The sequence below is a fragment of the Chitinophaga qingshengii genome (assembly GCF_014529935.1).
In the GTDB taxonomy this organism is placed as follows: Bacteria; Bacteroidota; Bacteroidia; order Chitinophagales; family Chitinophagaceae; genus Chitinophaga; species Chitinophaga qingshengii.
Genome location: NZ_JACVFC010000001.1, coordinates 2,242,303 through 2,263,066 on the forward strand (window position 1 = coordinate 2,242,303; position 20,764 = coordinate 2,263,066).

The following is a 20,764-nucleotide window of genomic DNA, read 5'->3' on the forward strand; positions in this document are numbered from 1 at the left end:
TCATTATACGCTTTTTAAAAACTGAACAATGAATAAACAACCACTGCATCGCAGGAGTTTTCTCAAAAACACGGCGGCCGCAGGTATAGGACTCTCTATGCTCGGCTCCTCTGCAAAACTGTTTGCCAATGAAAAGAAACCCAAAGTCAGGATTGGCCTGATCGGCGTAGGCGCCCGCGGCCTGAGTCACCTCAGCCTCTGCCTGCATCGTGACGATGTTGATGTTGTCGCTTTTGCTGATCCTGATACAGCCTACACTGTACCCAAAGCAAGGGACATGATCAACAAGGTTTATGGCGGCAAAAGAAAAGTGGCTGAATACACCAACGGTCCGGAAGATTATCATAACCTGCTGAAGAGAGATGACGTAGATGCAGTAATCATCGCTACCCCCTGGGAATGGCACTCCATCATGGCTATTGCTGCGATGAAAGCAGGCAAAACCCCGGCTGTGGAAGTTTGCGGCGCCTCCGACATCCAGGAATGCTGGGAACTGGTGAACACCAGCGAAGCTACCGGCGTACAGGTTTTCGGTATGGAAAACGTATGCTACCGCAGAGATGTGATGGCAGTACTGAACATGGCGCGTCAGGGCCTGTTCGGCGAAATCACTCACCTGCAGGGCGGCTACCAGCACGATCTTCGCCAGGTGAAATTCAACAACGGCAAACAATACTATGGCGGTGGCGTGGAATTCGGCGAAAACGCCCTGTCTGAAGCGAAATGGAGAACCAACCACTCCGTTCACCGCAACGCTGACCTCTACCCCTCCCATGGCCTCGGTCCTATCGGTAACGTGATCAACATGAACCGCGGTAACCGCCTCATGACCATCACTTCCGTAGCTACCAAATCCCGCGGTCTGCACAAATACATCGTGGACAACAGCAGCGAAAACCACCCGAACGCGAAAGTTAAATTCAAACTCGGTGATATCGTTTCTTCCCTGATGACGACCAGCAACGGTGAAACCATCATGCTGTCCCACGATACCAACTCTCCGCGCCCCTACTCGCTCAACTTCCGCGTACAGGGTACCAACGGTCTGTGGATGGATGATCAGGACTCCATATATATCGAGAAGAAAAGCCCTTACGATCAGTGGGAAAACACCGGCAAACCGGAAGACGCCAACAGCTACTTCGGTAAATACGACCACCCGCTGTGGAAACGTTACGCCAACGACGCTAAAGGCGCAGGCCACGGCGGTATGGACTGGTACGTACTCAACTCTTTCGTGGAAAGTATCAAACGCGGCGCTCCTTATCAGCTGGACGTATACGATATGGCTACCTGGTACGCCATCACCCCGCTCAGCGAACAATCTATCCTCGAAGGCGGCAGCGTACAATACATTCCTGACTTCACCCGCGGTCGCTGGATGAACAGGAAACCGATTTTCGGATTAGATGATCAGTATTAACAGTAATACTAACATAAAAGAGAATCGCCCACCGACAATGTCAGTGGGCGATTCTCTTTTAATACAATATGAACAATAACCTTCGGTTATCCACACCTATACACGCGCATCAGGCACGCCGGCAGCAGCTTTCTGCACAGTAGTTCCATTCTCGATCGTCGTCACATAAATCTCCGGTGCCTTGCCAAACTGCTGTTGATAGCGTGTCGTCACAAAATCGCGGAAAGCATCTACCTGGTCCTGTTTTACCAGGTTAATGGTGCAACCGCCGAAACCGCCACCCATAACGCGGGCGCCGGCGACTTCTTTTCGTTCTTTAGCCAGTGCCACCAGGAAGTCCAGTTCCGGGCAACTTACTTCATACAATACACTCAAACCTTCATGCGTGGCATACATCAGTTGACCGAACGTTTGCAGGTCACCTTGTTTCAGCAACGCGGTAGCATCCTGTACACGCTGGATTTCTTCGATCACATATTTACAGCGATCGTATACTTTACCGGGCAGTTGCGCTTTCACGGCTTTCAGCATAGGCATGGTAGCGTCGCGCAGCGATTTTACGGCCGGATGTTGCGTCTGGATAGCTTTTACGCCTTCTTCACATTGCTGGCGGCGTACATTATATTCTGAAGATGCCAGGGAGTGATGCACCATGGAATTACACAGCACGATGCGGTATTCCGGGAAATCAAACGGGAAATATTCATACTCCAGGCTACGGCAGTCCAGCCGGACTACCTGGTCTTTTTTACCATGCAGGTTCGCAAACTGGTCCATGATACCGCATTTTACGCCGGGGAAGGAATGTTCTGCCCGTTGGCCCAGCAAAGCCATGTCCATACGGCTCATTCCATATTGGAAGATCTCGTCCAGCGCAAATACCAATCCGCCTTCTACTGCTGCGGAAGAAGACATGCCGGCGCCCACCGGGATATCACCGGCAATGACACAGTCGAATCCTTCCACCGGGTAGTTACCCTGTTGCAGCTGATACACCACGCCCATGAGGTAGTTGATCCATCCGGGAGTAGGCACTACATTGTTGAGATCGAAGGACACTGTTTCATGTGTAAAAACTGCGTGAACGTTACATTGACGGGTACCGTTTAACGCCACCGCATATACTATCTTTTTATCAATGGCGGCTGGCAATACAAAGCCGTCGTTATAGTCAGTATGTTCGCCAATGAGGTTAATTCTTCCCGGGGAGACTACGATCAGTGGATCTTTCCCAAATAACTGAATGAATTTCTCCCTTGTTTGCTGTATCATCAGAAATTTATTAAACGTAAAAATTACACCTAAAAATATTAAAAAAATTAAGAAATGCCAGCGAAAAAGATTTTTTGGGGGAGATGATCACCGGGGATGAGAGTATGATTGTATAAAAAGCGCAGCGGTCTGCATCCATAGGATGCAGACCGCTGCGCTTATATATTTTTATCAGGATATTATTTTCTGCCGATCTTATCTCCTACCAGGGAGTAGAACAGAATGTACACATAGCAGGGCACCATGCAATACAGGAACGCATGTCTGAAGTCGATGCTGCTGCTGTACAGGAAGTTGAACATGCTGTGCTGATCGAACATACCGCTGTATATCTGCGGGATCACGCCACCGCCGGCGATACCCATTACCAGGAGAGCGGAGCCGATTTTGGTGAAGCGGCCCAGACCGTCAATTGCCATCGGGAAGATAGCAGGCCACATCAGAGCGTTGGCCAGGCCCAGCAGTGCGATGAAAGTTACGGCAGAGAAGCCGGTGTTCATATAAGCGCCGATGGTGAACAGCACGCCCAGGATAGCAGAAATCTGCAGCCCTTTTTTACCGGTGAGGTATTTCGGGATGGTAGCGATACCGATCACATAACCTGCCAGCATGGCTACCAGGGTGAAGGTGGTGAAATAACGGGTGTCGGCGATGCTCATACCCAATGCTTTACCATATTGACCAATCACGTCGCCGGCCATTACTTCCACGCCTACATAAACGAAGATACAGAGCACGCCCAGAACCAGTTGCGGGAATTGGAATACGCTGGTTTTACCGGTAGTAGCCGCTGCAGTGGTTTCGTCTTCTGCGTCGGTGTCAATTTCCGGCAGGGAAGAGCGTTTCAGCAGGAAAGCCAGGATAGCCAGCACAATAGCGATAGCTACATAAGGACCGATTACACGGGAAGCGAGGCTGTCGAGCAGGGCTGATTTCTGCGCAGGATCTACTGCTGCAGCGATGTCTGCTTCCAGTTTCTCTGCCCCTTTCAGGATGATAGAACCAAGGATCAGCGGAGCCAGTGCGCCGGCTGTTTTGTTACAGATACCCAGGATGGAAATACGTTTAGCCGCGCTTTCCTTGGGACCGATAATACTGGCGTACGGGTTAGAGGCCGTCTGCAGCAAAGCCAGTCCGGCGCCCTGAATAAACAGACCGGTGAGGAACATACCAAAGCTGCGGGCATTCGCCGCAGGAATGAATACCAGGGAGCCAATCGCAATAATCAGCAGCCCTAACGCCATCCCGTTTTTGAAACCTGTCTTGTTCAGAATAAAAGAAGAAGGAATCGATAAAAAGAAATAAGCCATGAAAAAAGCCATGGTTACCAGCAGCGCCTGCGATACGTTCAACTCGCACACGATCTGGAAAAACTGGATCAGCGTTCCATTAAGCCAGGTAACAAAGCCGAACACGAAAAACAAAATACAGATGATTGCCATCGCCTGGCCGTACCCCGCCTTCTTGGAAGGTATATTCATTGTTGCTGTTTGGTTGGACATAGCTGTCTGTTTGATTTTTTAGATAAACGCGAACATAGTGAACTTCCGTTATATTTTATGCTACAATTCATAAATATATATGCTAAAACGTTTTACTATCGAAAAAAAATGCAACGGTTTATTGGGTTTTTTAGAAAATCCTTAAAAAATTATTATACATTTATCCGGCAAAATTTCACTGTAACTTAACACGTTTATGGCTCAGCAAACAAAGCAAGGCGCGCAAAGTACACATCCTTCGTTCTTTGTGCTTATACTGGTGTTCTTTTTCTGGGGTTTCCTGGCTGCATCCAACAGTATATTCATACCTTTCTGCAAATCTCACTTTAACCTTACCCAACTTGAGTCTCAGCTGATTGACTTCTCCTTTTACAGTGCCTATTTCATCGGCTCCCTCATCCTGTATCTGGCTTCTGCAGCACGAAAAGTAGATATCCTTAATAAAATAGGATATAAAAAGGGTATTATTTACGGTTTATTAATTTCTGTACTGGGGTCTGCTATTATGATCCCTTGTGTCAACAAAGAAAAAATTGTTCCTATCAAAGAAACCCTGAGTGACATCAGCAGTTTCCAGGTGGAACAACAACTGCAGACTTCCGACCGGCAGGTGAAAATCCGCCGCGAAAAAGAAAATGACACCTATGCTTTGCTGATCTCCGGTAATGCAACGGCAGATAAATACATCAGCAACCCACACCTCCTTGCTGAAATACCGCAGGGATTCACAAAAGACGAAGAGCATCACCAATATACAGGCATCTTCAAAAAATCCAGCCTGGAAAATGTGCTTAATACCCTGGGAACCGATCACCAACAGACAGTGACTTTCGGATACTTCGCACTGATTCTCATGGCACTGTTTATTGTGGCGCTCGGTTTCTCCCTGCAACAAACTGCGGCCAATCCATTTGCCATTCTGCTGGGCGACCCGGCCAAAGGCGCTCACCGCCTCAACCTCGCCGGCGGTATCAACTCCTTCGGTACTACCATCGGCCCCATCATCGTGAGCATGCTGCTGTTTGGTAACATCAAAGGCGGCGATATCAGTACCGATATCAGCAAAATCAACACCTTATACATCCTGCTCATTGTACTCTTCCTGGTAGCGGCGGCTATCTTCGCCTTTGTGAAAATGCCGGAAAGCACTGACCAGAACGAAGCCTTCGAAACATCTCCGAAAGCCACCAAATCCATTATCGGTATCACGGTCATGTTTATCCTGATCCTGCTTGGACTGGTATTAAAATACGAACTGCCTTTCTTCGTAGCCGGTATCGTTGGTATCATCGGCATCCTCTTCTTTGCTAAAATGTCCTCTGCAGGCGACAGCGAAGGTTGGGGCGCGATGAAATATCCACAGCTCACCCTGGGTATGCTCGCTATCTTTATTTATGTAGGAGTGGAAGTAACCATCGCCAGCAACCTCGGCGCGCTGCTGAAACATCCGGGATTCCTCACACCCAAAGGCCTGGCGGAGTCTGAACTGGACCCTTACGTGTCGCTCTTCTGGGGCAGTATGATGATCGGTCGCTGGACAGGCGCCATCAGCGTATTCAATGTTTCTAAAACTACCCGTAAAATTTTGTGCGTGATAGTACCTTTTGTGGCATATGGCGTCATCCTTGGTGCCAACGTCATCAAAGGCAACGATGTGAGTGCATTATATCCGTACGCTATCTGCATCCTGATTCAGATCATCGGCTTCTTCGCCGGTCAGGATAAACCTGCTAAAACCCTCATGGTATTTGGTTTGCTCGGCGTAGGTACCGTATTGATCGGTCTGTTCACCTCCGGTGCACTGGCTACTTTTGCCTTCATCAGCGGCGGCTTGTTCTGCTCCGTGATGTGGCCCAGTATCTTCGCCCTCTCTATCGGCGGCCTGGGTAAATACACCGGTCAGGGTTCCGCTTTCCTGATTATGATGATCCTCGGCGGCTCACTCGTACCTCCGGTACAGGGCGGTCTGGCAGACATCCCAAGCATAGGCATCCACGCGTCTTATGTTATTCCGGCGCTGTGCTTTGCGTATCTTGCATTTTTTGCATTTAGAGTTAAAAACATATTAAAATCTCAAGGAATCGATTATGAGTCAGCAACTAGTGGTGGGCATTGATATCGGAGGGACTAATACCAAATTCGGCATCGTAGATCGCAGAGGTAATATTTTGTGTGATGGCCGCATGTTAACAAACAAACATGAAGATGTAAACTGCTTCCTGGACGAACTGCATCAGCAACTGGCTGTACTGATCGCACAGGTAGGTGGTATCGAAAATATCAAAGGTATCGGTGTAGGTGCACCCAACGGCAATTATTACAATGGTAATATTGAATATGCACCAAATCTGCGCTGGAAAGGCGTAGTACCCTTAGCCAGCCTGCTCGAGAAAAAATTCGGGCTGCCGGCGGTATTGACCAATGATGCCAACGCCGCCGCACTGGGCGAACTGATCTACGGTGCTGCCCGCGGCATGAAAGACTTTATCGTGATCACCCTGGGCACCGGCGTAGGCAGCGGCATCGTCGCCAACGGCCAGCTGATCTACGGTCACGATGGTTTTGCCGGCGAACTGGGACACATTATTGTGATCCCCGGCGGCCGCTATCACCCCGGTACCGGCGCACGCGGCTCGCTGGAAGCCTATGCTTCTGCGACAGGCGTCACCAACACGGCGATCGAATTCCTCGAAACCCGTCCGGATGTGCCCAGCATGATGCGGGAACATACCAAAGAAGAAATCAATTCCAAACTGATCTACGAAGCTGCCATGAAAGGCGATCCGCTGGCCATGGAAGTTTACGAGTTCACCGGCGAAATCCTGGGCGCCGCCCTGGCCAACTTCGTGATGTTCTCCAGCCCGGAAGCCATCATCCTCTTTGGTGGCCTTACACAGGCAGGCGATGTGATCATGAAACCGGTAAGAGAGCACATGGAAAAAAATCTGCTGCCTATCTTCCAGAATAAAGTTAAATTGCTGTTCTCGGAACTGAAGGAAAGCGACGCCGCCATCCTCGGTGCCAGCGCCCTGGCCTGGGAAATGAAAGACTAGCCCACGGCTATCTGACAGCTAATAATAGTATATGAAAAATAGAAGGAATTTTTTGAAAACAGCGGCCCTCAGTGCCGCTGTTTTCTCTTTAGACAGTGTAACAGCAACGGCTGCACGCTCACAGGCCAAAGGCCCGGTGAAAGGTAAACCCATCGTTATCTCTACCTGGGATTTCGGTCGCGCTGCCAACGAAGCGGCATGGGAAATACTTAAAAAAGGCGGTCGCGCCCTCGATGCTGTAGAAGCCGGCGTACGCGTACCCGAAGCCGATCCGAACAACCATACCGTTGGCTACTCCGGTTATCCCGACCGCGACGGCCGCGTAACCCTCGATGCCTGCATCATGGACGAACACGGCAACGCTGGCTCTGTAGCTTCCCTCGAACACGTTACCCACGCCATTTCTGTGGCACGCCTCGTGATGGAAAAAACTCCGCATGTGATGCTGGTAGGCGACGGCGCCCTGCAATTTGCCCTGGCCAACGGTTTCCAAAAAGAAAACCTGCTCACCCCGGAAGCGGAAAAAGCCTGGAAGGAATGGCTCAAAACATCGGAATATAAACCGGTCATCAACATAGAAAATAAATCGTATAGCCCTGCTAACGGCGCTACAGCCTTCAATCCGCTGATGCTGCCGGGCAACGTATACAATCATGATACCATCGGCATGGTGGCCATGGATGCGGAAGGAAACCTCTCCGGCGCCTGCACCACCAGCGGCATGGCCTTCAAACTCCATGGCCGCGTAGGCGACTCCCCTATTATCGGCGCAGGCCTGTATGTGGATAACGAAATAGGCGCCGCTACCAGCACCGGCGTGGGTGAAGAAGTGATCAAAATCGTAGGCAGCCACCTCGTGGTGGAACTAATGCGCCAGGGCTATCCCCCGGAAAAAGCCTGCAAAGAAGCGGTAGACCGTATCGTGAAAAGAAGTCCTTCCAAAGCCAAAGAAATACAGGTGGGTTTTCTCGCCCTCAACAAAAAAGGACAATACGGCGCTTATTGCCTCCAGAAAGGATTCAGCTATGCCGTACTCAGCAAAGAGGTGAATAACACGCTGATTGACGGGAAACACTATTTTTAATTTTGGAATTTTTTGATTTACGGATTTTTTGATTTCAGGGATCGTTGAGTGCCCATCAAATCAATAAATCCGTAAATCAATAAATCCGTAAATCACTGCTTATGTCTTTTGTCCTCGAAATATGCGCTGCATCCGTCGCTTCCTGCATCGCTGCCCAAGAAGGCGGCGCCCAACGCATCGAACTATGCGATAACCTGCTGGAAGGCGGCACCACCCCCAGCTACGCTACCATCGCCATTGCGCGGGAAAAAGTTAAAATAGATCTCTACCCTATTATACGCCCCAGAGGCGGCGACTTCCTCTATTCCGACCTGGAATTTGAAGTGATGAAAAAAGATGTTCAGCTATGTAAAGAACTCGGTTGCAATGGCGTGGTAATCGGTATCCTCACCGCCGACGGCCGGGTAGATAAACACCGCTGTAAAGAACTGGTAGACCTGGCCTGGCCTATGGGTGTTACCTTCCACCGGGCCTTTGATATGACGGATAATCCTTTCGAAGCATTGGAAGCGATCATTGAAATCGGTTGCGAACGTATCCTGACCTCCGGCGCCCGTAATACTGCGGTAGAAGGCGCCTCACTGCTGAAAGACCTGGTAGAACGTGCCAACGACCGCATCGCCATCATGGCCGGTTCCGGCGTGAGAGCCAATAACATCGCGGAGTTAATCAAAACTACCGGCGTAACAGAATTCCACACCTCCGCCAAAGCCTATGAGGAAAGTGGCATGATATACCGCAATCCTAATGTGAGCATGGGCGGTATTCCCGGCGTACCTGAATACGGGATCTCCCAAACCCAACGCCAGGAAGTATTATTAATTCGTGAAAGAGGGGAAAAAGCCTTGCAGGAGATAAAACAGTAGGCTATCTTAGCAGAGAACAATCATATTATGCTGCACGGCCCCTGTACGGCCGTGCAAGCCATTTAAAAGTGAACAAGGAAATGAAAAAACTGATCATCGCAACCGGACTGTTGCTGGGTGCACTATGCGCGCAGGCACAAGTCAAAGGGGTCAAACATGTTATCCTCATCGGGATGGATGGTTTTGGCGCCTATTGTTTTCCGAAGGTGGACAATCCCAACATGAAACAGCTGATGAAGGAAGGCGCCTGGACACTGCAGGCACGCAGCGTACTGCCCTCGTCCTCCGCTGTCAACTGGGCATCCATGGTGATGGGCGCAGGCCCGGAAATCCACGGCTACACCGAATGGGACAGCCGTAAACCCGAACTGCCCTCCCGCACCCTCGATCAGTATGGTATGTTCCCTTCTATCTATACCATACTGCGCGAACAGAAACCTAACGCGGAAATAGGCGTGATCTACAGCTGGGAAGGTATCGGATACCTCTTCCCCAAAGCTGCGGTTAATAAGGACCTAGGCACCAAAGACAACGACAGTCTGGCCACAGCGGCGTCTGTAGCATATATCAAAGAGAAAAAACCAGACTTCCTTTTTATACATTTCGACCAGCCCGATGGTGTTGGGCACAATATTGGTCATAATATACAGCCCTATTTCGACCAGGTGAAAAAGAATGATGAACTGCTGGGCCAAATACTGCAGGCTGTAAAAGACGCCGGCATGTGGGATAATACTATTATCCTCCTCACTGCCGACCACGGCGGCATTAAAAAGGGCCATGGCGGCAAAACCATGGAAGAAATGCAAATTCCCTGGATCATCCGCGGACCAGGCGTACAGGCAAACAAAGCGTTGACGAACAGTGTTGTTACGTACGACACTGCTGCCACCATCGCCTGGATATTCGGACTGAAAACACCGCAGGTATGGACCGGGAGACCTGTAACTGAAGCTTTTAAATGATTTACGATTTTTTGATTTACGAATTTTGTGATTTATTGAATGATTTAATCCCCGAAATCCGTAAATCAAAAAATCGAAAATATCTAAATCTAAATGCTATGAAAAGATTGCTGCTCATCACCGTCGTTTGTTTGACAGGTTTATCACTTACTGCCCAAATGCAAAAGGTAAAAGTGCTGACCTACAACATTCACCACGGTGAAAACATGAAAGGCGTGCTCGACCTACAGGGAATTGCCAACGTGATTCTCGCTACCAACCCCGATCTGGTAGCGCTGCAGGAAGTGGACAGTGTTACCCAACGCACCAAAAACACCGACCAGCTTAAAGAACTGGCAGCAATCACCGGTATGTACACTTATTTCGCCAAAGCCATGGACTACGATGGCGGCGGCTACGGCACTGGGATACTTTCCCGTTTCCCGATCACAGAAGCCATTACCTTACCACTGCCTTCCATAGCAAAAAATGCGGTAGAGCCCAGGGTGGCCGGTATTGTTACCGTGAAGCTGCCGGGCGATAGCCTGCTGCACTTCATCAGCACCCACCTCGATGCCGAAAGATCCGCCGGTAACCGCATTGCGCAGGCAGGCGCCCTGGTGAAATATTTTAAGGAAACCAATACGCCCGTCGTACTGGCAGGCGATTTTAATGCTATTCCTGCCAGCAAAGAAATCAATACGTTAAAGAAACTATTCACAGACGCTACGCAACAGATGGGACCAACTTTCCCCTCCGATACCCCACGGGTTAAGCTGGACTATATCATGGTTCACCCGAAAAGCCGCTGGAACGTAACCGGAGCACGGATCATCGAAGAAGCCGTGGCTTCAGACCACCGTCCCGTACTGAGCGAACTGGAACTGAAATAATTTTATCATCATCATCGAAATGCAAAAAGTGTCAATGAAAAAATGGATCTACCTGTGCCTGCTGGGTGGCGCCGCCGCCCTGGGCAGTTGCTCCGGTTCGCGCCATGCAGACGCGCCTAAAGGAAAAGTGAGCATTATCCCGATGCCGGCCAGCGTAACAGAAAAACAGGATTCATTCCTGCTCGACAAACATACTGTGATCGTGGCTTCCGGTGAGGCTGACCGCAAAACAGCCGCCCTCTTCAACGCCTGGCTGAAAGAGTTTACCGGCTATGAACTGGATATCAAAGAACAAGGTGACAGAAACGCCATCACCCTGCATTCCGGCAATGACAGCACTAACGCGGAAGGATATACGCTCAATGCAGACAGCAAAGGCGTTACCATCAACGGTAACAGCAGCGCCGGCACTTTCTACGGCGTACAGTCGCTCATTCAGCTGCTGCCCGTACAAAAGGCGGAAGCCATGTACATTCCCGGCGTCAGCATCACCGACGCTCCCCGCTTTGCCTACCGTGGCCTTCACCTCGATGTGGGCCGTCACTTCTTCCCGGTGGAATTCATCAAAAAATATATCGATCTGCTGGCCATGCACAAGTTCAACACTTTTCACTGGCACCTGACGGAAGACCAGGGCTGGCGCATCGAAATCAAAAAATATCCCCGCCTGCAGGAAGTAGCCTCCAAACGGAAGGAAACGATGGTAGGACATTATTCGGAAGATAACCAGCAATATGATGGCAAACCCTATGGTGGCTATTATACACAAGAGCAGGTAAAAGAAGTGGTGAAATACGCTACCGATCATTTTGTGACCGTCATCCCTGAAATAGAAATGCCCGGCCATGCCCTCGCTGCCCTCACCGCATATCCTAACCTGGGCTGCACCGGCGGTCCCTATGCAGTAGGAACCAAATGGGGTGTGTTTGATGACGTGTTCTGCGCCGGCAACGACAGCGTATTCACTTTCCTCCAGGATGTACTGGATGAAGTACTGCCGCTGTTCCCCGGCAAATACATCCACATCGGAGGAGACGAATGTCCTAAGGTACGCTGGGAAAAATGCCCCAAATGCCAGACCCGCATGAAACAGGAAGGTCTGAAAGATGCCCATGCCCTGCAAAGCTATTTCATACAGCGCATGGAAAAATATCTGAACAGCAAAGGCCGTCAGATCATTGGCTGGGATGAAATCCTCGAGGGAGGCCTCGCTCCCAACGCTACTGTGATGAGCTGGCGCGGTATCGAAGGCGGTATCGCCGCTGCCAAACAGCACCACGACGTGATCATGACGCCGGGTAACTTCTGCTACTTTGACCACTACCAGTCACAAGGCCACAACGAACCACTGGCTATCGGCGGCTTTACCCCCGTGAGCAAAGTATACAGCTACGAGCCCGTACCGGCAGAACTGAGCAAGGAAGAAGCGAAATATATCAAAGGCGCGCAGGCCAACCTGTGGACAGAATACATCGCCAACACCGATTACCTCGAATATATGGTATACCCCCGCGCTTCCGCCCTGGCAGAAGTATTGTGGTCACCAGCCGATAAACGCAACTACGACAACTTCGTGGAAAGACTGAAAGTGCATGTAAAACGCCTCGATCAGAAGAAAGTAAACTACGCCAAACACGTATTTGAAGTTACCGGCACCGTAGCCGAAAACGACAAAGGCGTGGCCGTAAAACTCGACAGTAAGCTGGATGGTGGCAAAATCGTGTATACGCTCGACAGTACCGCTCCTACCCTGCAATCCACGGCCTATACAGGCCCGGTACAAATACAACAGTCCGGTACCCTCCGTGCGCAGGTATTCCAGGGCGACAAGCCCTTCGGCAACGAGTATAGCCAGCGTTTCCTGTTCCACAAAGGACTGGGTAAAAAGGTGACCCTCGCCACCCCGCCCGGCAAGGAATATGATCCGGGTAATGCCGCTGCACTGGTGAATGGTATAGAAGGCCTGGCCTCCTATAACGACGGGCAGTGGTTTGGCTATAACGGCAAAAACATGGAAGCGGTAGTAGAACTGGATAGCGTACAGGACATCCGACTGGTAGGTATGAATACGCTGAACCTGCGCAATAACTGGGTATATCCTCCCAAACAAGTCACTTTTTCCGTATCAGAAGATGGCAAGACCTATAAAGAGGTATATAAACAAACCGCCTTCAGCCAGACCGGTATTAACCAGGTAAGAGGTAAAGTAGATGCCCGCGGGCGCTTTGTTAAGCTCAACGTCACCAACTTCGGCACCATTCCCGCCGGAGCAGTAGGCGCAGGCAGCCCCTCCTGGCTCTTCATTGATGAAATGATCATACAATAATATAGCAAAATCGCCCGGCTTACAGGCCGGGCGATTTATTTATGAATGACTCCTACACCTAAAGCTGTTTAAAACATTGCCGGATAAGAATGTATTACAATATAAAAAACGTTCTTATTAAGTTAAAATAAATTTAAATTAAATAAGAGCTAAAATTTAGCAGAGATTAGCAGTATTTTTTTTAATTTTCCGGCTCGTTTTTAAACCGCATCTAATCAAAAACGTTTACAAATGACGATTAATCATCAGGAAATCGAACTGATTGACAGCTTTGAGCAAATTGCTGTGGAAATACACCCTTCTGCGAAAGAGGGTTCCAAAGCAGTAGCACAGGAAATTGCCGCGTTGATCCGCGAAAAAGCCGCTGCCAATCAAAAATGCGTGCTGGGTATGGCCACTGGCTCCACCCCCAAATATCTCTATGCCGAATTAGTCAGGCTGCACAAAGAGGAAGGGCTGAGCTTCAAAAATGTGATCACCTTTAACCTCGACGAATATTATCCCATAGAGCCGGATGCGCTGCAGAGCTACAACCGCTTTATGAAAGAACATCTCTTCAATCACATCGATATCCCGGAAGGACAGTACCATATTCCTGATGGCACTATACCGAAAGATCAGATCAAACAATATTGCGCTGATTACGACAAACGTATTGAAGCCGTGGGTGGTATGGATCTCCAGATCCTGGGCATCGGTAACAACGGGCATATCGGTTTTAACGAGCCGGGTTCCAACATCAACTCACACACCCGCCTGGTAACACTGGACAACAGCACCCGTCTGGCTAATGCCTACGAGTTCCCTAACATGAGCCAGGTTCCGCGTTTAGCCATCACCATGGGCCTGAGCACTATATTCAAAGCGCAACGGGTGATACTCATGGCATGGGGCTCTCATAAAGCTAAAATCGTTTGCCGCTCAGTAGAAGGTCACAGCACCGACCAGGTGCCTGCGTCCTTGTTACAACAGCACAGCAACTGCAAATTCGTGATCGACGAACAGGCTTCAGCTGAGCTGACCCGCTTCAAAGAGCCCTGGCTCACCGGCGATTGCGAATGGACTCCCGGTCTGACCCGCAAAGCCGTTACCAGCCTGGCACTGAAGCTGAACAAGCCCATTCTGATGCTCACCGATAAAGACTATAACGAAAATGGTCTCAACGACCTGATCGTTCAATACGGTTCTGCATACGAGCTCAATATCAAAGAATTTAACGGTATCCGCGACACCATCACCGGCTGGCCTGGTGGCAAACCTGGTCCGCAGTTGCCTAATCACCCTGAACGTTCCGAACCCGCTAAAAAGCGCGTCCTGATCTTCTCTCCGCACCCTGATGACGATATCATCTCCATGGGCGGTACCTTCATCCGCCTGCATGAGCAAGGCCACGATGTACATGTAGCTTACCAGACTTCCGGTAACATCGCTGTTACCGACGAGTTCCTGCTGCGTTTCATCGACTTCGCCGTAGGTTTTGAAGGCATGTTCGACATCGATAAAAGCAAAAGCTCCCAGATCCTGGACGAAGCCAAAGCATTTATCCGCGGTAAAAAACCAAGCCAGAAGGATACGCCGGAAAACCGCGCTATCAAAGGCCTGATCCGTCGCTGCGAAGCAAAAGCTACCTGCCGCTACGTAGGCATCCCGGAAGAAAATGCCCACTTTATGAACCTGCCGTTCTATGAAACCGGCCTGGTGGAAAAGAAACCAATGGGTCCGGAAGATGTGCAGCTGACAGTAGAACTGCTCCGCAAATTAAAACCACAACAGATCTATTGCGCAGGTGACCTCGCCGATCCGCATGGTACCCACAAAGTATGTCTGGATATCATCTTCGCTGCCCTCGACATCGTGAAAAACGAAGATTGGGCGAAAGACTGCTGGGTATGGCTGTACAAAGGCGCATGGCAGGAATGGGATATCCACGAAATTGAAATGGCTGTTCCTATGAGCCCTGACCAGGTACTCCAGAAACGCCTCGGTATCTTCATCCACCAAAGCCAGAAAGACGTGGTGCCTTTCCAGGGTACCGACCTGCGCGAATTCTGGCAACGTGCGGAAGACCGTAACGCCAACACCGCTAACCTGTACGACCAGCTGGGGCTGCAGAAATACGCGGCGATGGAAGCGTTTGTCCGTTACCACTTCATGTAGTTCACGCAAAGACATATTAAGAAAGCAAAGAGCGAAGGCCATGTCTGACCTTCGCTCTTTGCTTTCTTGTCATTTCTTATTAAATCCTTTGCACTCTTTGCCTCCACTGCGCTCTTTGCGTGAAAAAATCCTACATTTACCGCATGGATCTAACCCGTGCAAACGCTATGTCCGCTGCAACCCGCCTGGGTAACGTGGCAACATATGATACTACCCGTATGAATATCCGTCGCATAACAACAATGCCGGATGAGCATATTCCCCGTATCAACCAGTACGGAAACGCTTACCGCAAGATAGTGGCAGCGCTTATCCAGGACAAATAATTTAAATACCTTTCCAATTAAACCATTAAATTACAGTATAAACGAAAAGCCATCAATGGAAAACGATATCCTCATTGACTTCCGGTTTGTAGCCAAGGATAAACCCCGCTTCGGCGAATTGTTTCTGATCACAGGGGAAGAACATCCGAAATTCCCACCACGCAGCCAGACTTTTATGCAACTGGCGCCGCTGGGCTTTGAACAACTGGACGACTTTTTTGGTATTCTGAATGACGACCTGGAGGCCGGAGACGACGTGCTGATCTGGCTTTTCCCCATGCTCAACGGAGAAGAAGTATTTCACAACAGCGGTCCTTTCGACGCTATCCGCCTTTCGTATAGCGCACTGCGTAATGCACCCGCCAACATCGCCCTGCTGGAAAACTGTTTCAACGCCATCAAAGCTCTCCCCGATGTGGAAATCCGCTTCGACGAGCAAAAAATTACCAGCTTCGACGCCATTCAGAAAAAGAACGATGAAATAGTGGCCCACTGGCGCGCCAACAACGTGGAACCCGGCTCCGATGAAAGCCTCCTGATCGAAGAAGAAGATGAAGACTGGGATGAAGATGAAGATTGGGACGAAAGCGAAGACTGGGAAGATGAAACCGATTCGAAAAAAAATTAAGACATTGATACATAGCAGGCTTACAGCCTGCTTTTTTTATTCATATATTTTCGTACATTAGAGCATTACCTATAACTTACTACCACTACAACACCTGCCAACTGATGATGAACAACAAAGCCAGCAACAAAGGCCCGGCTACCTTATTGATCGTAGCCTGTTTCATTCTTGTATTGCTCATTTCCGGCATCCCTTCCGCACGCCGGATCAGTAAAAACACCTGCAAACCGGTAACCGGACAAGTGCTGGAAGTCAGCCAGAGTTCCCCCGGTTACGTGATCCACCTGAAAAATGATCCCCGGATCTATTATATCAAAAAGAACCTGCTCCCTGCTACCAATATCAACAGCCTGGAACAACAACTCCGGGGCCAGTCGGTACAACTGTTCACCGCCGCTGCCTGGTCGCCCCTGGACCCCTTCTCCAGCATGAAGGAAATCCGCCGGCTACAGATAGGCGATCACGTTATCTTCTCAGAATTCTGAGATCAACCTGCCATCGCTCCGGAAACAAAATCTCCGATTGGATAATTTTACCTATCTTACACTTTGTGTACCAATCAATTATGAAGAAATTTTGTTATCTGGCGCTAACGATGTTATTGTTTGCCTGCCATTCGGACAAACATAGCAGGTTTGGTAATGAAGATGAAACCACCGGCGCTGCTACTACTACCTCTGCCAAAAAGAAACCTGCCGGCAAAAAAACGGCTGCTTCCACCACCACAGCAGTACCTGTTGTCGGAGAAAGGGTATCTCCCGGTACCGTTATCCGCTCCGGTCCCAAAGGCGATATCATTGCCACCCTGGCCGACTATATACCCGTGCACTGTGCGCCGTTGAAAGATGGCTGGTACCCTGTCAGCGTAGATATTGACATTACCGGTGCCGAATATACGAAACCGCTGTTCCGCAAGGGCCGTAAACTCAAAGTCAATGGCGTCGAGGCCGGCGTACTGGAGAAAGATATCCGCCTGCCGGTGGCTACCAACGGCGAAAAAATGTGGGCTAACCTAAGCGGCTATACGGAGAAGAAAAATATCCGCGGCGGTACCGTCATAGAAACGGCATTGATCAACTATCTCCGTCAACATAAAGATCACCGCGAAGAAGATATGCAGGCCTTTATCCATAATTTTAAACTGGAAGAAGATAAATCCCTGCGCCCTTACACCCTTTATTTTAACTACGAAAGCGGTATCGACGATCCCAGCCCACTGTACCGGATGGTACTGGTTTGCCAGGGTAAACAACTGATCGGCGTGGTGCATTCCCGTCCGCTGGACCTGGCAGGCACTACTACCCGCAGGCTGCAACGCAACTTTTCCATCCATTATTTCAATGGCATTGAAAAGAGCCTCCAGGAAGACTTTGCGACTAAATTCAACAAGTTTATCGTTTCCGTGGATTAATCAAGGTCATAACCTGTGGTTATGGACTATCACTTTTGACCATTTGACTCCGGCAGCAAATGAACAGACCTTTGTGTCTGAAAAAATCAAGCTGCTATGCAATTACAAAAGACCGGACATACACGGGAGGCCCTGCATTTACCGAAACTAATTTTTATCGTGGCGGCTGCCGCTACGCTGTTACCCGTTGTTCAACCGCCGGTAGCCCTGTTATTGGGACTGGCACTTGCTCAAACCACAGGCAATCCTTTTGCGCACATCACCCCTAAAATAACACACTGGCTGCTGCAACTTTCCGTTATCGGACTGGGCTTCGGTATGAACGCCCACGCTGCATTACAGGCAGGTAAAACCGGCTTCCTGTTCACCGTCATATCTATTGCAGGAACGTTGCTACTGGGCGTTATCAGCGGACGGTTACTGAAAATAGAAAAAGGCACTTCCCACCTCATAGCCTGCGGCACGGCTATCTGCGGCGGCAGCGCTATCGCGGCTATCTCTCCGGTCATCAAAGCGGGCGAAAAACAAATCTCCGTTGCGCTGGGCATCGTGTTCCTGCTCAATTCCCTGGCACTGTTTGTATTTCCCGCAGTAGGCCACTGGCTGAACCTTTCCCAGCAGCAGTTCGGCTTATGGAGCGCCATCGCTATACACGATACCAGCTCCGTTGTAGGCGCCGCCAACAAATACGGGGAAACAGCTTTACAGATAGCCACTACCGTTAAACTCTCCCGCGCGCTCTGGATCATGCCGGTAGCTTTTATCACCACCCTGCTTTTCCGCAACAGCAGCGGCAAAATAAAAATACCCTGGTTTATTGGTCTCTTTCTGCTTGCGATGATACTCAACACCTGGGTGCCCGCTGTTGCCACCGTAGGACCGTTCCTCGTACACAGCGCTAAAACGGCGCTCTCCCTCACCCTGTTCCTGGTTGGCGCCGGTCTTACCCGGCAGGCATTCCGTGGGATAGGCTGGCAGCCGCTGTTACAGGGCATTGTATTATGGATATGTATTAGCGCGGGCGCCTTATTGGCTATCCTGCAACTGGTGAAGTAATTATTTTACGGGGGTGATTTTCCCGGATTCGATTTGATAATTTTACGATATATTTGATATTCAAGTCACGCAAAAATAACCAACAGACGACCAGCATCTCCCCCGAGAAACTATTCATCATCAACAACCAGTTAAAGTCCTTATGAGTAAGGCGCCATCTACCAAATCCAGTACATATGTGGCACTTTTCCGGGCCATGGAAAGTACCAAACCAGCTGAAGAACGGTTATTTCATGATCCGTACGCCGCAGCCTTTTTATCAAACTACCACCAGACGCTAATCTCCGGCTGTCGTATTCCTTTTTTCAGAAAACTGCTGGCGGCCTATATCCAGATACGATGGCCCGGTACGCATACCGCCGCCATCGCCCGTACTAAACTGATCGATGACATGATCCTGCAGGCTGTCCGTGAAGAAGACATCACACAAATCATTATTCTCAGCGCCACCTTCGACACCAGAGCGCATCGGCTCAACTTCGGTAAACCTGTCAGCTTCGTAGAAGTAGATCATCCGGACACCCAGCATTTTAAACAAAGCCGCCTCTGGGAACTGATCCCATCACCCGCTGTCCACCTGGATTATGTAAAACTGGATATGAACAAAGAGCAACTCGCCGATGTCATCTCTCCTTATGTGATCAATCAACGCCATCGTAACAAAACACTCTTTCTCTGGGAAAACCTCAGCACCCACCTGGAAGCAACACAGGCAGAAGCCATGTTCAGCTTCATCCGCAGCTTCCCACCCGGTACGCAGGTGATTGTAAGCTATCCCGATAAAGCGGTACTCGAAAACCCCGGTCACTACCGCGGTTTCTCCCGTATCAATAATACCCTGCGGCGTGCCGGTGAAAACTGGGATTATGGCCTGGACCCCAGGAACATCACGGCGTTTATGCATGAACGTAATATGATTGTTCGTTACGACGGCGGAGCAGATAAATACCGCCAACAATATTTTGGCGCGAAAAGCAACAACATGAAAGGTTATGAATACTTCCGCGTAGTAAGAAGCGAACTAAAATAACCATGCCGCTCCCGGTAAAATTCCGGTTATCAATCTTCGGGATTGCTCCGTATCTTCGGATAACCATTTACCAGGACAGACCATGCACATCCACTATTTTCAACATGTTCCCTTTGAAGGACTGGCCAGCATTGCAGACTGGATAGCCCGCACGGGGCATACCACCAGCCATACCCGCTGGTATGATGATGATCCCGACACCAGCGGTTTGGAAGAAGCTGACCTGCTCCTCATTGTAGGTGGTACTATGGGCGTGTATGAACAGGACCGTTATCCCTGGATGCAAACGGAACTGGACCTCATCAGGAAGGCTATCGGCCGTGGACAGAAAATACTGGGTATCTGCCTCGGAGCCCAGCTGCTGGCCTATGCCCTGGGCGCCAATGTATACCCGCATACGCAACCGGAAATAGGCTGGTTTCCCATAGACATCACTTTCCAGGAACAGGCAGCACCGCTCGAAAACGTGCTGCCACACCGGCTGAACACCTTTCATTTTCATGGCGATACCTTCGACGTACCCCCCGGCGCTACCCGCTTCGCCGCTTCGGCAGCCTGTAGCAACCAGGCGTACATTTACGGCGACCGTATCATCGGGCTGCAGTTTCATATGGAAATGAACAGCAACGCCATACTGGAGATATTACGCTGCAACAGCGGCGCTTTCGCAAACGAAGCGCCCTTCGTGCAAAGCCCGGAAAAAATAGAACAATACCTGTACCTGGCCAACGAAAACAATCAAACCATGTTCCGGCTGCTGGATTACCTGGCCGGACTATAAAAAAACAAGCTA

At 49.9% G+C, this 20,764-nt stretch carries 17 protein-coding genes and 1 pseudogene; 16 read left to right on the top strand and 2 right to left on the bottom strand.

Annotated elements, in window-relative coordinates; all coding sequences use genetic code 11:
* The first annotated feature begins 28 nt into the window (after window positions 1–28).
* Entirely contained in the window at window positions 29–1,423 is a 1,395-nt protein-coding gene (locus ICL07_RS08520) for a Gfo/Idh/MocA family protein (protein WP_188087492.1), read from the top strand.
* A 96-nt stretch (window positions 1,424–1,519) separates the two neighbouring features.
* On the opposite strand, the gene galK is transcribed toward ICL07_RS08520, so the two are convergent.
* Both galK and ICL07_RS08530 read right to left on the bottom strand, forming a co-directional pair.
* Window positions 1,520–2,695 carry a galactokinase gene (gene galK, locus ICL07_RS08525; protein WP_188087493.1) on the bottom strand — a complete coding sequence of 392 codons (1,176 nt, stop codon included), beginning with the start codon at window positions 2,693–2,695 and terminating at the stop codon, window positions 1,520–1,522.
* A gap of 179 nt (window positions 2,696–2,874) precedes the next feature.
* Window positions 2,875–4,197 (bottom strand): sugar MFS transporter, encoded by a 1,323-nt coding sequence (locus ICL07_RS08530; protein WP_188087494.1) that lies wholly within the window; start codon window positions 4,195–4,197, stop codon window positions 2,875–2,877.
* Between the two features lie 196 nt (window positions 4,198–4,393).
* On the opposite strand from ICL07_RS08530, the gene ICL07_RS32270 reads away from it, so the two are divergent.
* The 15 genes and pseudogenes from ICL07_RS32270 (at window position 4,394) to ICL07_RS08605 (ending at window position 20,752) form a co-directional block, all read left to right on the top strand.
* Window positions 4,394–6,313: an MFS transporter gene (locus ICL07_RS32270; protein WP_223151783.1), complete on the top strand. Its 1,920-nt coding sequence runs from the start codon at window positions 4,394–4,396 to the stop codon at window positions 6,311–6,313.
* Window positions 6,285–7,250, top strand: a complete 966-nt coding sequence (locus ICL07_RS08540) for an ROK family protein (RefSeq protein ID WP_188087495.1) — start codon at window positions 6,285–6,287, stop codon at window positions 7,248–7,250. Before ICL07_RS32270 ends, ICL07_RS08540 begins: the two co-directional genes overlap by 29 nt.
* A gap of 31 nt (window positions 7,251–7,281) precedes the next feature.
* Window positions 7,282–8,334, top strand: coding sequence for a glycosylasparaginase (locus ICL07_RS08545; protein WP_188087496.1), 1,053 nt, complete (start codon window positions 7,282–7,284; stop codon window positions 8,332–8,334).
* A gap of 101 nt (window positions 8,335–8,435) precedes the next feature.
* On the top strand, window positions 8,436–9,200 hold the full coding sequence (locus ICL07_RS08550; RefSeq protein WP_188087497.1) for a copper homeostasis protein CutC: 765 nt from the start codon (window positions 8,436–8,438) through the stop codon (window positions 9,198–9,200).
* An 80-nt stretch (window positions 9,201–9,280) separates the two neighbouring features.
* The gene (locus ICL07_RS08555) at window positions 9,281–10,165 is read left to right on the top strand and encodes an alkaline phosphatase family protein (RefSeq protein WP_188087498.1); all 885 of its coding nucleotides are present in this window, start codon (window positions 9,281–9,283) and stop codon (window positions 10,163–10,165) included.
* 98 nt (window positions 10,166–10,263) lie between these two features.
* Window positions 10,264–11,037, top strand: coding sequence for an endonuclease/exonuclease/phosphatase family protein (locus tag ICL07_RS08560; RefSeq protein ID WP_188087499.1), 774 nt, complete (start codon window positions 10,264–10,266; stop codon window positions 11,035–11,037).
* A 34-nt stretch (window positions 11,038–11,071) separates the two neighbouring features.
* Window positions 11,072–13,363: a glycoside hydrolase family 20 protein gene (locus ICL07_RS08565; protein WP_188087500.1), complete on the top strand. Its 2,292-nt coding sequence runs from the start codon at window positions 11,072–11,074 to the stop codon at window positions 13,361–13,363.
* A 225-nt stretch (window positions 13,364–13,588) separates the two neighbouring features.
* A pseudogene (gene nagB, locus ICL07_RS08570) lies at window positions 13,589–15,520 on the top strand (glucosamine-6-phosphate deaminase); the annotation flags it as partial.
* A 143-nt stretch (window positions 15,521–15,663) separates the two neighbouring features.
* On the top strand, window positions 15,664–15,846 hold the full coding sequence (locus ICL07_RS08575; protein ID WP_223151785.1) for a hypothetical protein: 183 nt from the start codon (window positions 15,664–15,666) through the stop codon (window positions 15,844–15,846).
* A 55-nt stretch (window positions 15,847–15,901) separates the two neighbouring features.
* Window positions 15,902–16,474, top strand: a complete 573-nt coding sequence (locus ICL07_RS08580; RefSeq protein WP_188087503.1) for a hypothetical protein — start codon at window positions 15,902–15,904, stop codon at window positions 16,472–16,474.
* A 104-nt stretch (window positions 16,475–16,578) separates the two neighbouring features.
* Window positions 16,579–16,959 (top strand): hypothetical protein, encoded by a 381-nt coding sequence (locus ICL07_RS08585; RefSeq protein ID WP_188087504.1) that lies wholly within the window; start codon window positions 16,579–16,581, stop codon window positions 16,957–16,959.
* A gap of 80 nt (window positions 16,960–17,039) precedes the next feature.
* The gene (locus tag ICL07_RS08590; protein ID WP_188087505.1) at window positions 17,040–17,885 is read left to right on the top strand and encodes a hypothetical protein; all 846 of its coding nucleotides are present in this window, start codon (window positions 17,040–17,042) and stop codon (window positions 17,883–17,885) included.
* 96 nt (window positions 17,886–17,981) lie between these two features.
* Window positions 17,982–18,941, top strand: coding sequence for a YeiH family protein (locus tag ICL07_RS08595; RefSeq protein ID WP_188087506.1), 960 nt, complete (start codon window positions 17,982–17,984; stop codon window positions 18,939–18,941).
* Window positions 18,942–19,083: 142 nt separating this feature from the next.
* A complete protein-coding gene (locus ICL07_RS08600; protein ID WP_188087507.1) occupies window positions 19,084–19,971 on the top strand; it encodes a class I SAM-dependent methyltransferase in 888 nt (295 codons plus the stop codon).
* 82 nt (window positions 19,972–20,053) lie between these two features.
* A complete protein-coding gene (locus ICL07_RS08605) occupies window positions 20,054–20,752 on the top strand; it encodes a type 1 glutamine amidotransferase (RefSeq protein WP_188087508.1) in 699 nt (232 codons plus the stop codon).
* Window positions 20,753–20,764: the final 12 nt, after the last annotated feature.

Excerpts from the sequence above, each read along its gene's own strand:
- ICL07_RS08545 (WP_188087496.1), top strand. The coding sequence starts at position 7,282 with ATGAAAAATAGAAGGAATTTTTTGAAAACAGCGGCCCTCAGTGCCGCT.
- galK (WP_188087493.1), bottom strand. The coding sequence starts at position 2,695 with ATGATACAGCAAACAAGGGAGAAATTCATTCAGTTATTTGGGAAAGAT.
- ICL07_RS08595 (WP_188087506.1), top strand. The coding sequence starts at position 17,982 with ATGCAATTACAAAAGACCGGACATACACGGGAGGCCCTGCATTTACCG.
- ICL07_RS08575 (WP_223151785.1), top strand. The coding sequence starts at position 15,664 with ATGGATCTAACCCGTGCAAACGCTATGTCCGCTGCAACCCGCCTGGGT.
- ICL07_RS08600 (WP_188087507.1), top strand. The coding sequence starts at position 19,084 with ATGAGTAAGGCGCCATCTACCAAATCCAGTACATATGTGGCACTTTTC.
- ICL07_RS08540 (WP_188087495.1), top strand. The coding sequence starts at position 6,285 with ATGAGTCAGCAACTAGTGGTGGGCATTGATATCGGAGGGACTAATACC.
- ICL07_RS08520 (WP_188087492.1), top strand. The coding sequence starts at position 29 with ATGAATAAACAACCACTGCATCGCAGGAGTTTTCTCAAAAACACGGCG.
- ICL07_RS08605 (WP_188087508.1), top strand. The coding sequence starts at position 20,054 with ATGCACATCCACTATTTTCAACATGTTCCCTTTGAAGGACTGGCCAGC.
- ICL07_RS08550 (WP_188087497.1), top strand. The coding sequence starts at position 8,436 with ATGTCTTTTGTCCTCGAAATATGCGCTGCATCCGTCGCTTCCTGCATC.
- ICL07_RS08530 (WP_188087494.1), bottom strand. The coding sequence starts at position 4,197 with ATGTCCAACCAAACAGCAACAATGAATATACCTTCCAAGAAGGCGGGG.
- ICL07_RS08585 (WP_188087504.1), top strand. The coding sequence starts at position 16,579 with ATGATGAACAACAAAGCCAGCAACAAAGGCCCGGCTACCTTATTGATC.
- ICL07_RS08560 (WP_188087499.1), top strand. The coding sequence starts at position 10,264 with ATGAAAAGATTGCTGCTCATCACCGTCGTTTGTTTGACAGGTTTATCA.
- ICL07_RS08590 (WP_188087505.1), top strand. The coding sequence starts at position 17,040 with ATGAAGAAATTTTGTTATCTGGCGCTAACGATGTTATTGTTTGCCTGC.
- ICL07_RS08565 (WP_188087500.1), top strand. The coding sequence starts at position 11,072 with ATGAAAAAATGGATCTACCTGTGCCTGCTGGGTGGCGCCGCCGCCCTG.
- ICL07_RS08555 (WP_188087498.1), top strand. The coding sequence starts at position 9,281 with ATGAAAAAACTGATCATCGCAACCGGACTGTTGCTGGGTGCACTATGC.
- ICL07_RS32270 (WP_223151783.1), top strand. The coding sequence starts at position 4,394 with ATGGCTCAGCAAACAAAGCAAGGCGCGCAAAGTACACATCCTTCGTTC.
- ICL07_RS08580 (WP_188087503.1), top strand. The coding sequence starts at position 15,902 with ATGGAAAACGATATCCTCATTGACTTCCGGTTTGTAGCCAAGGATAAA.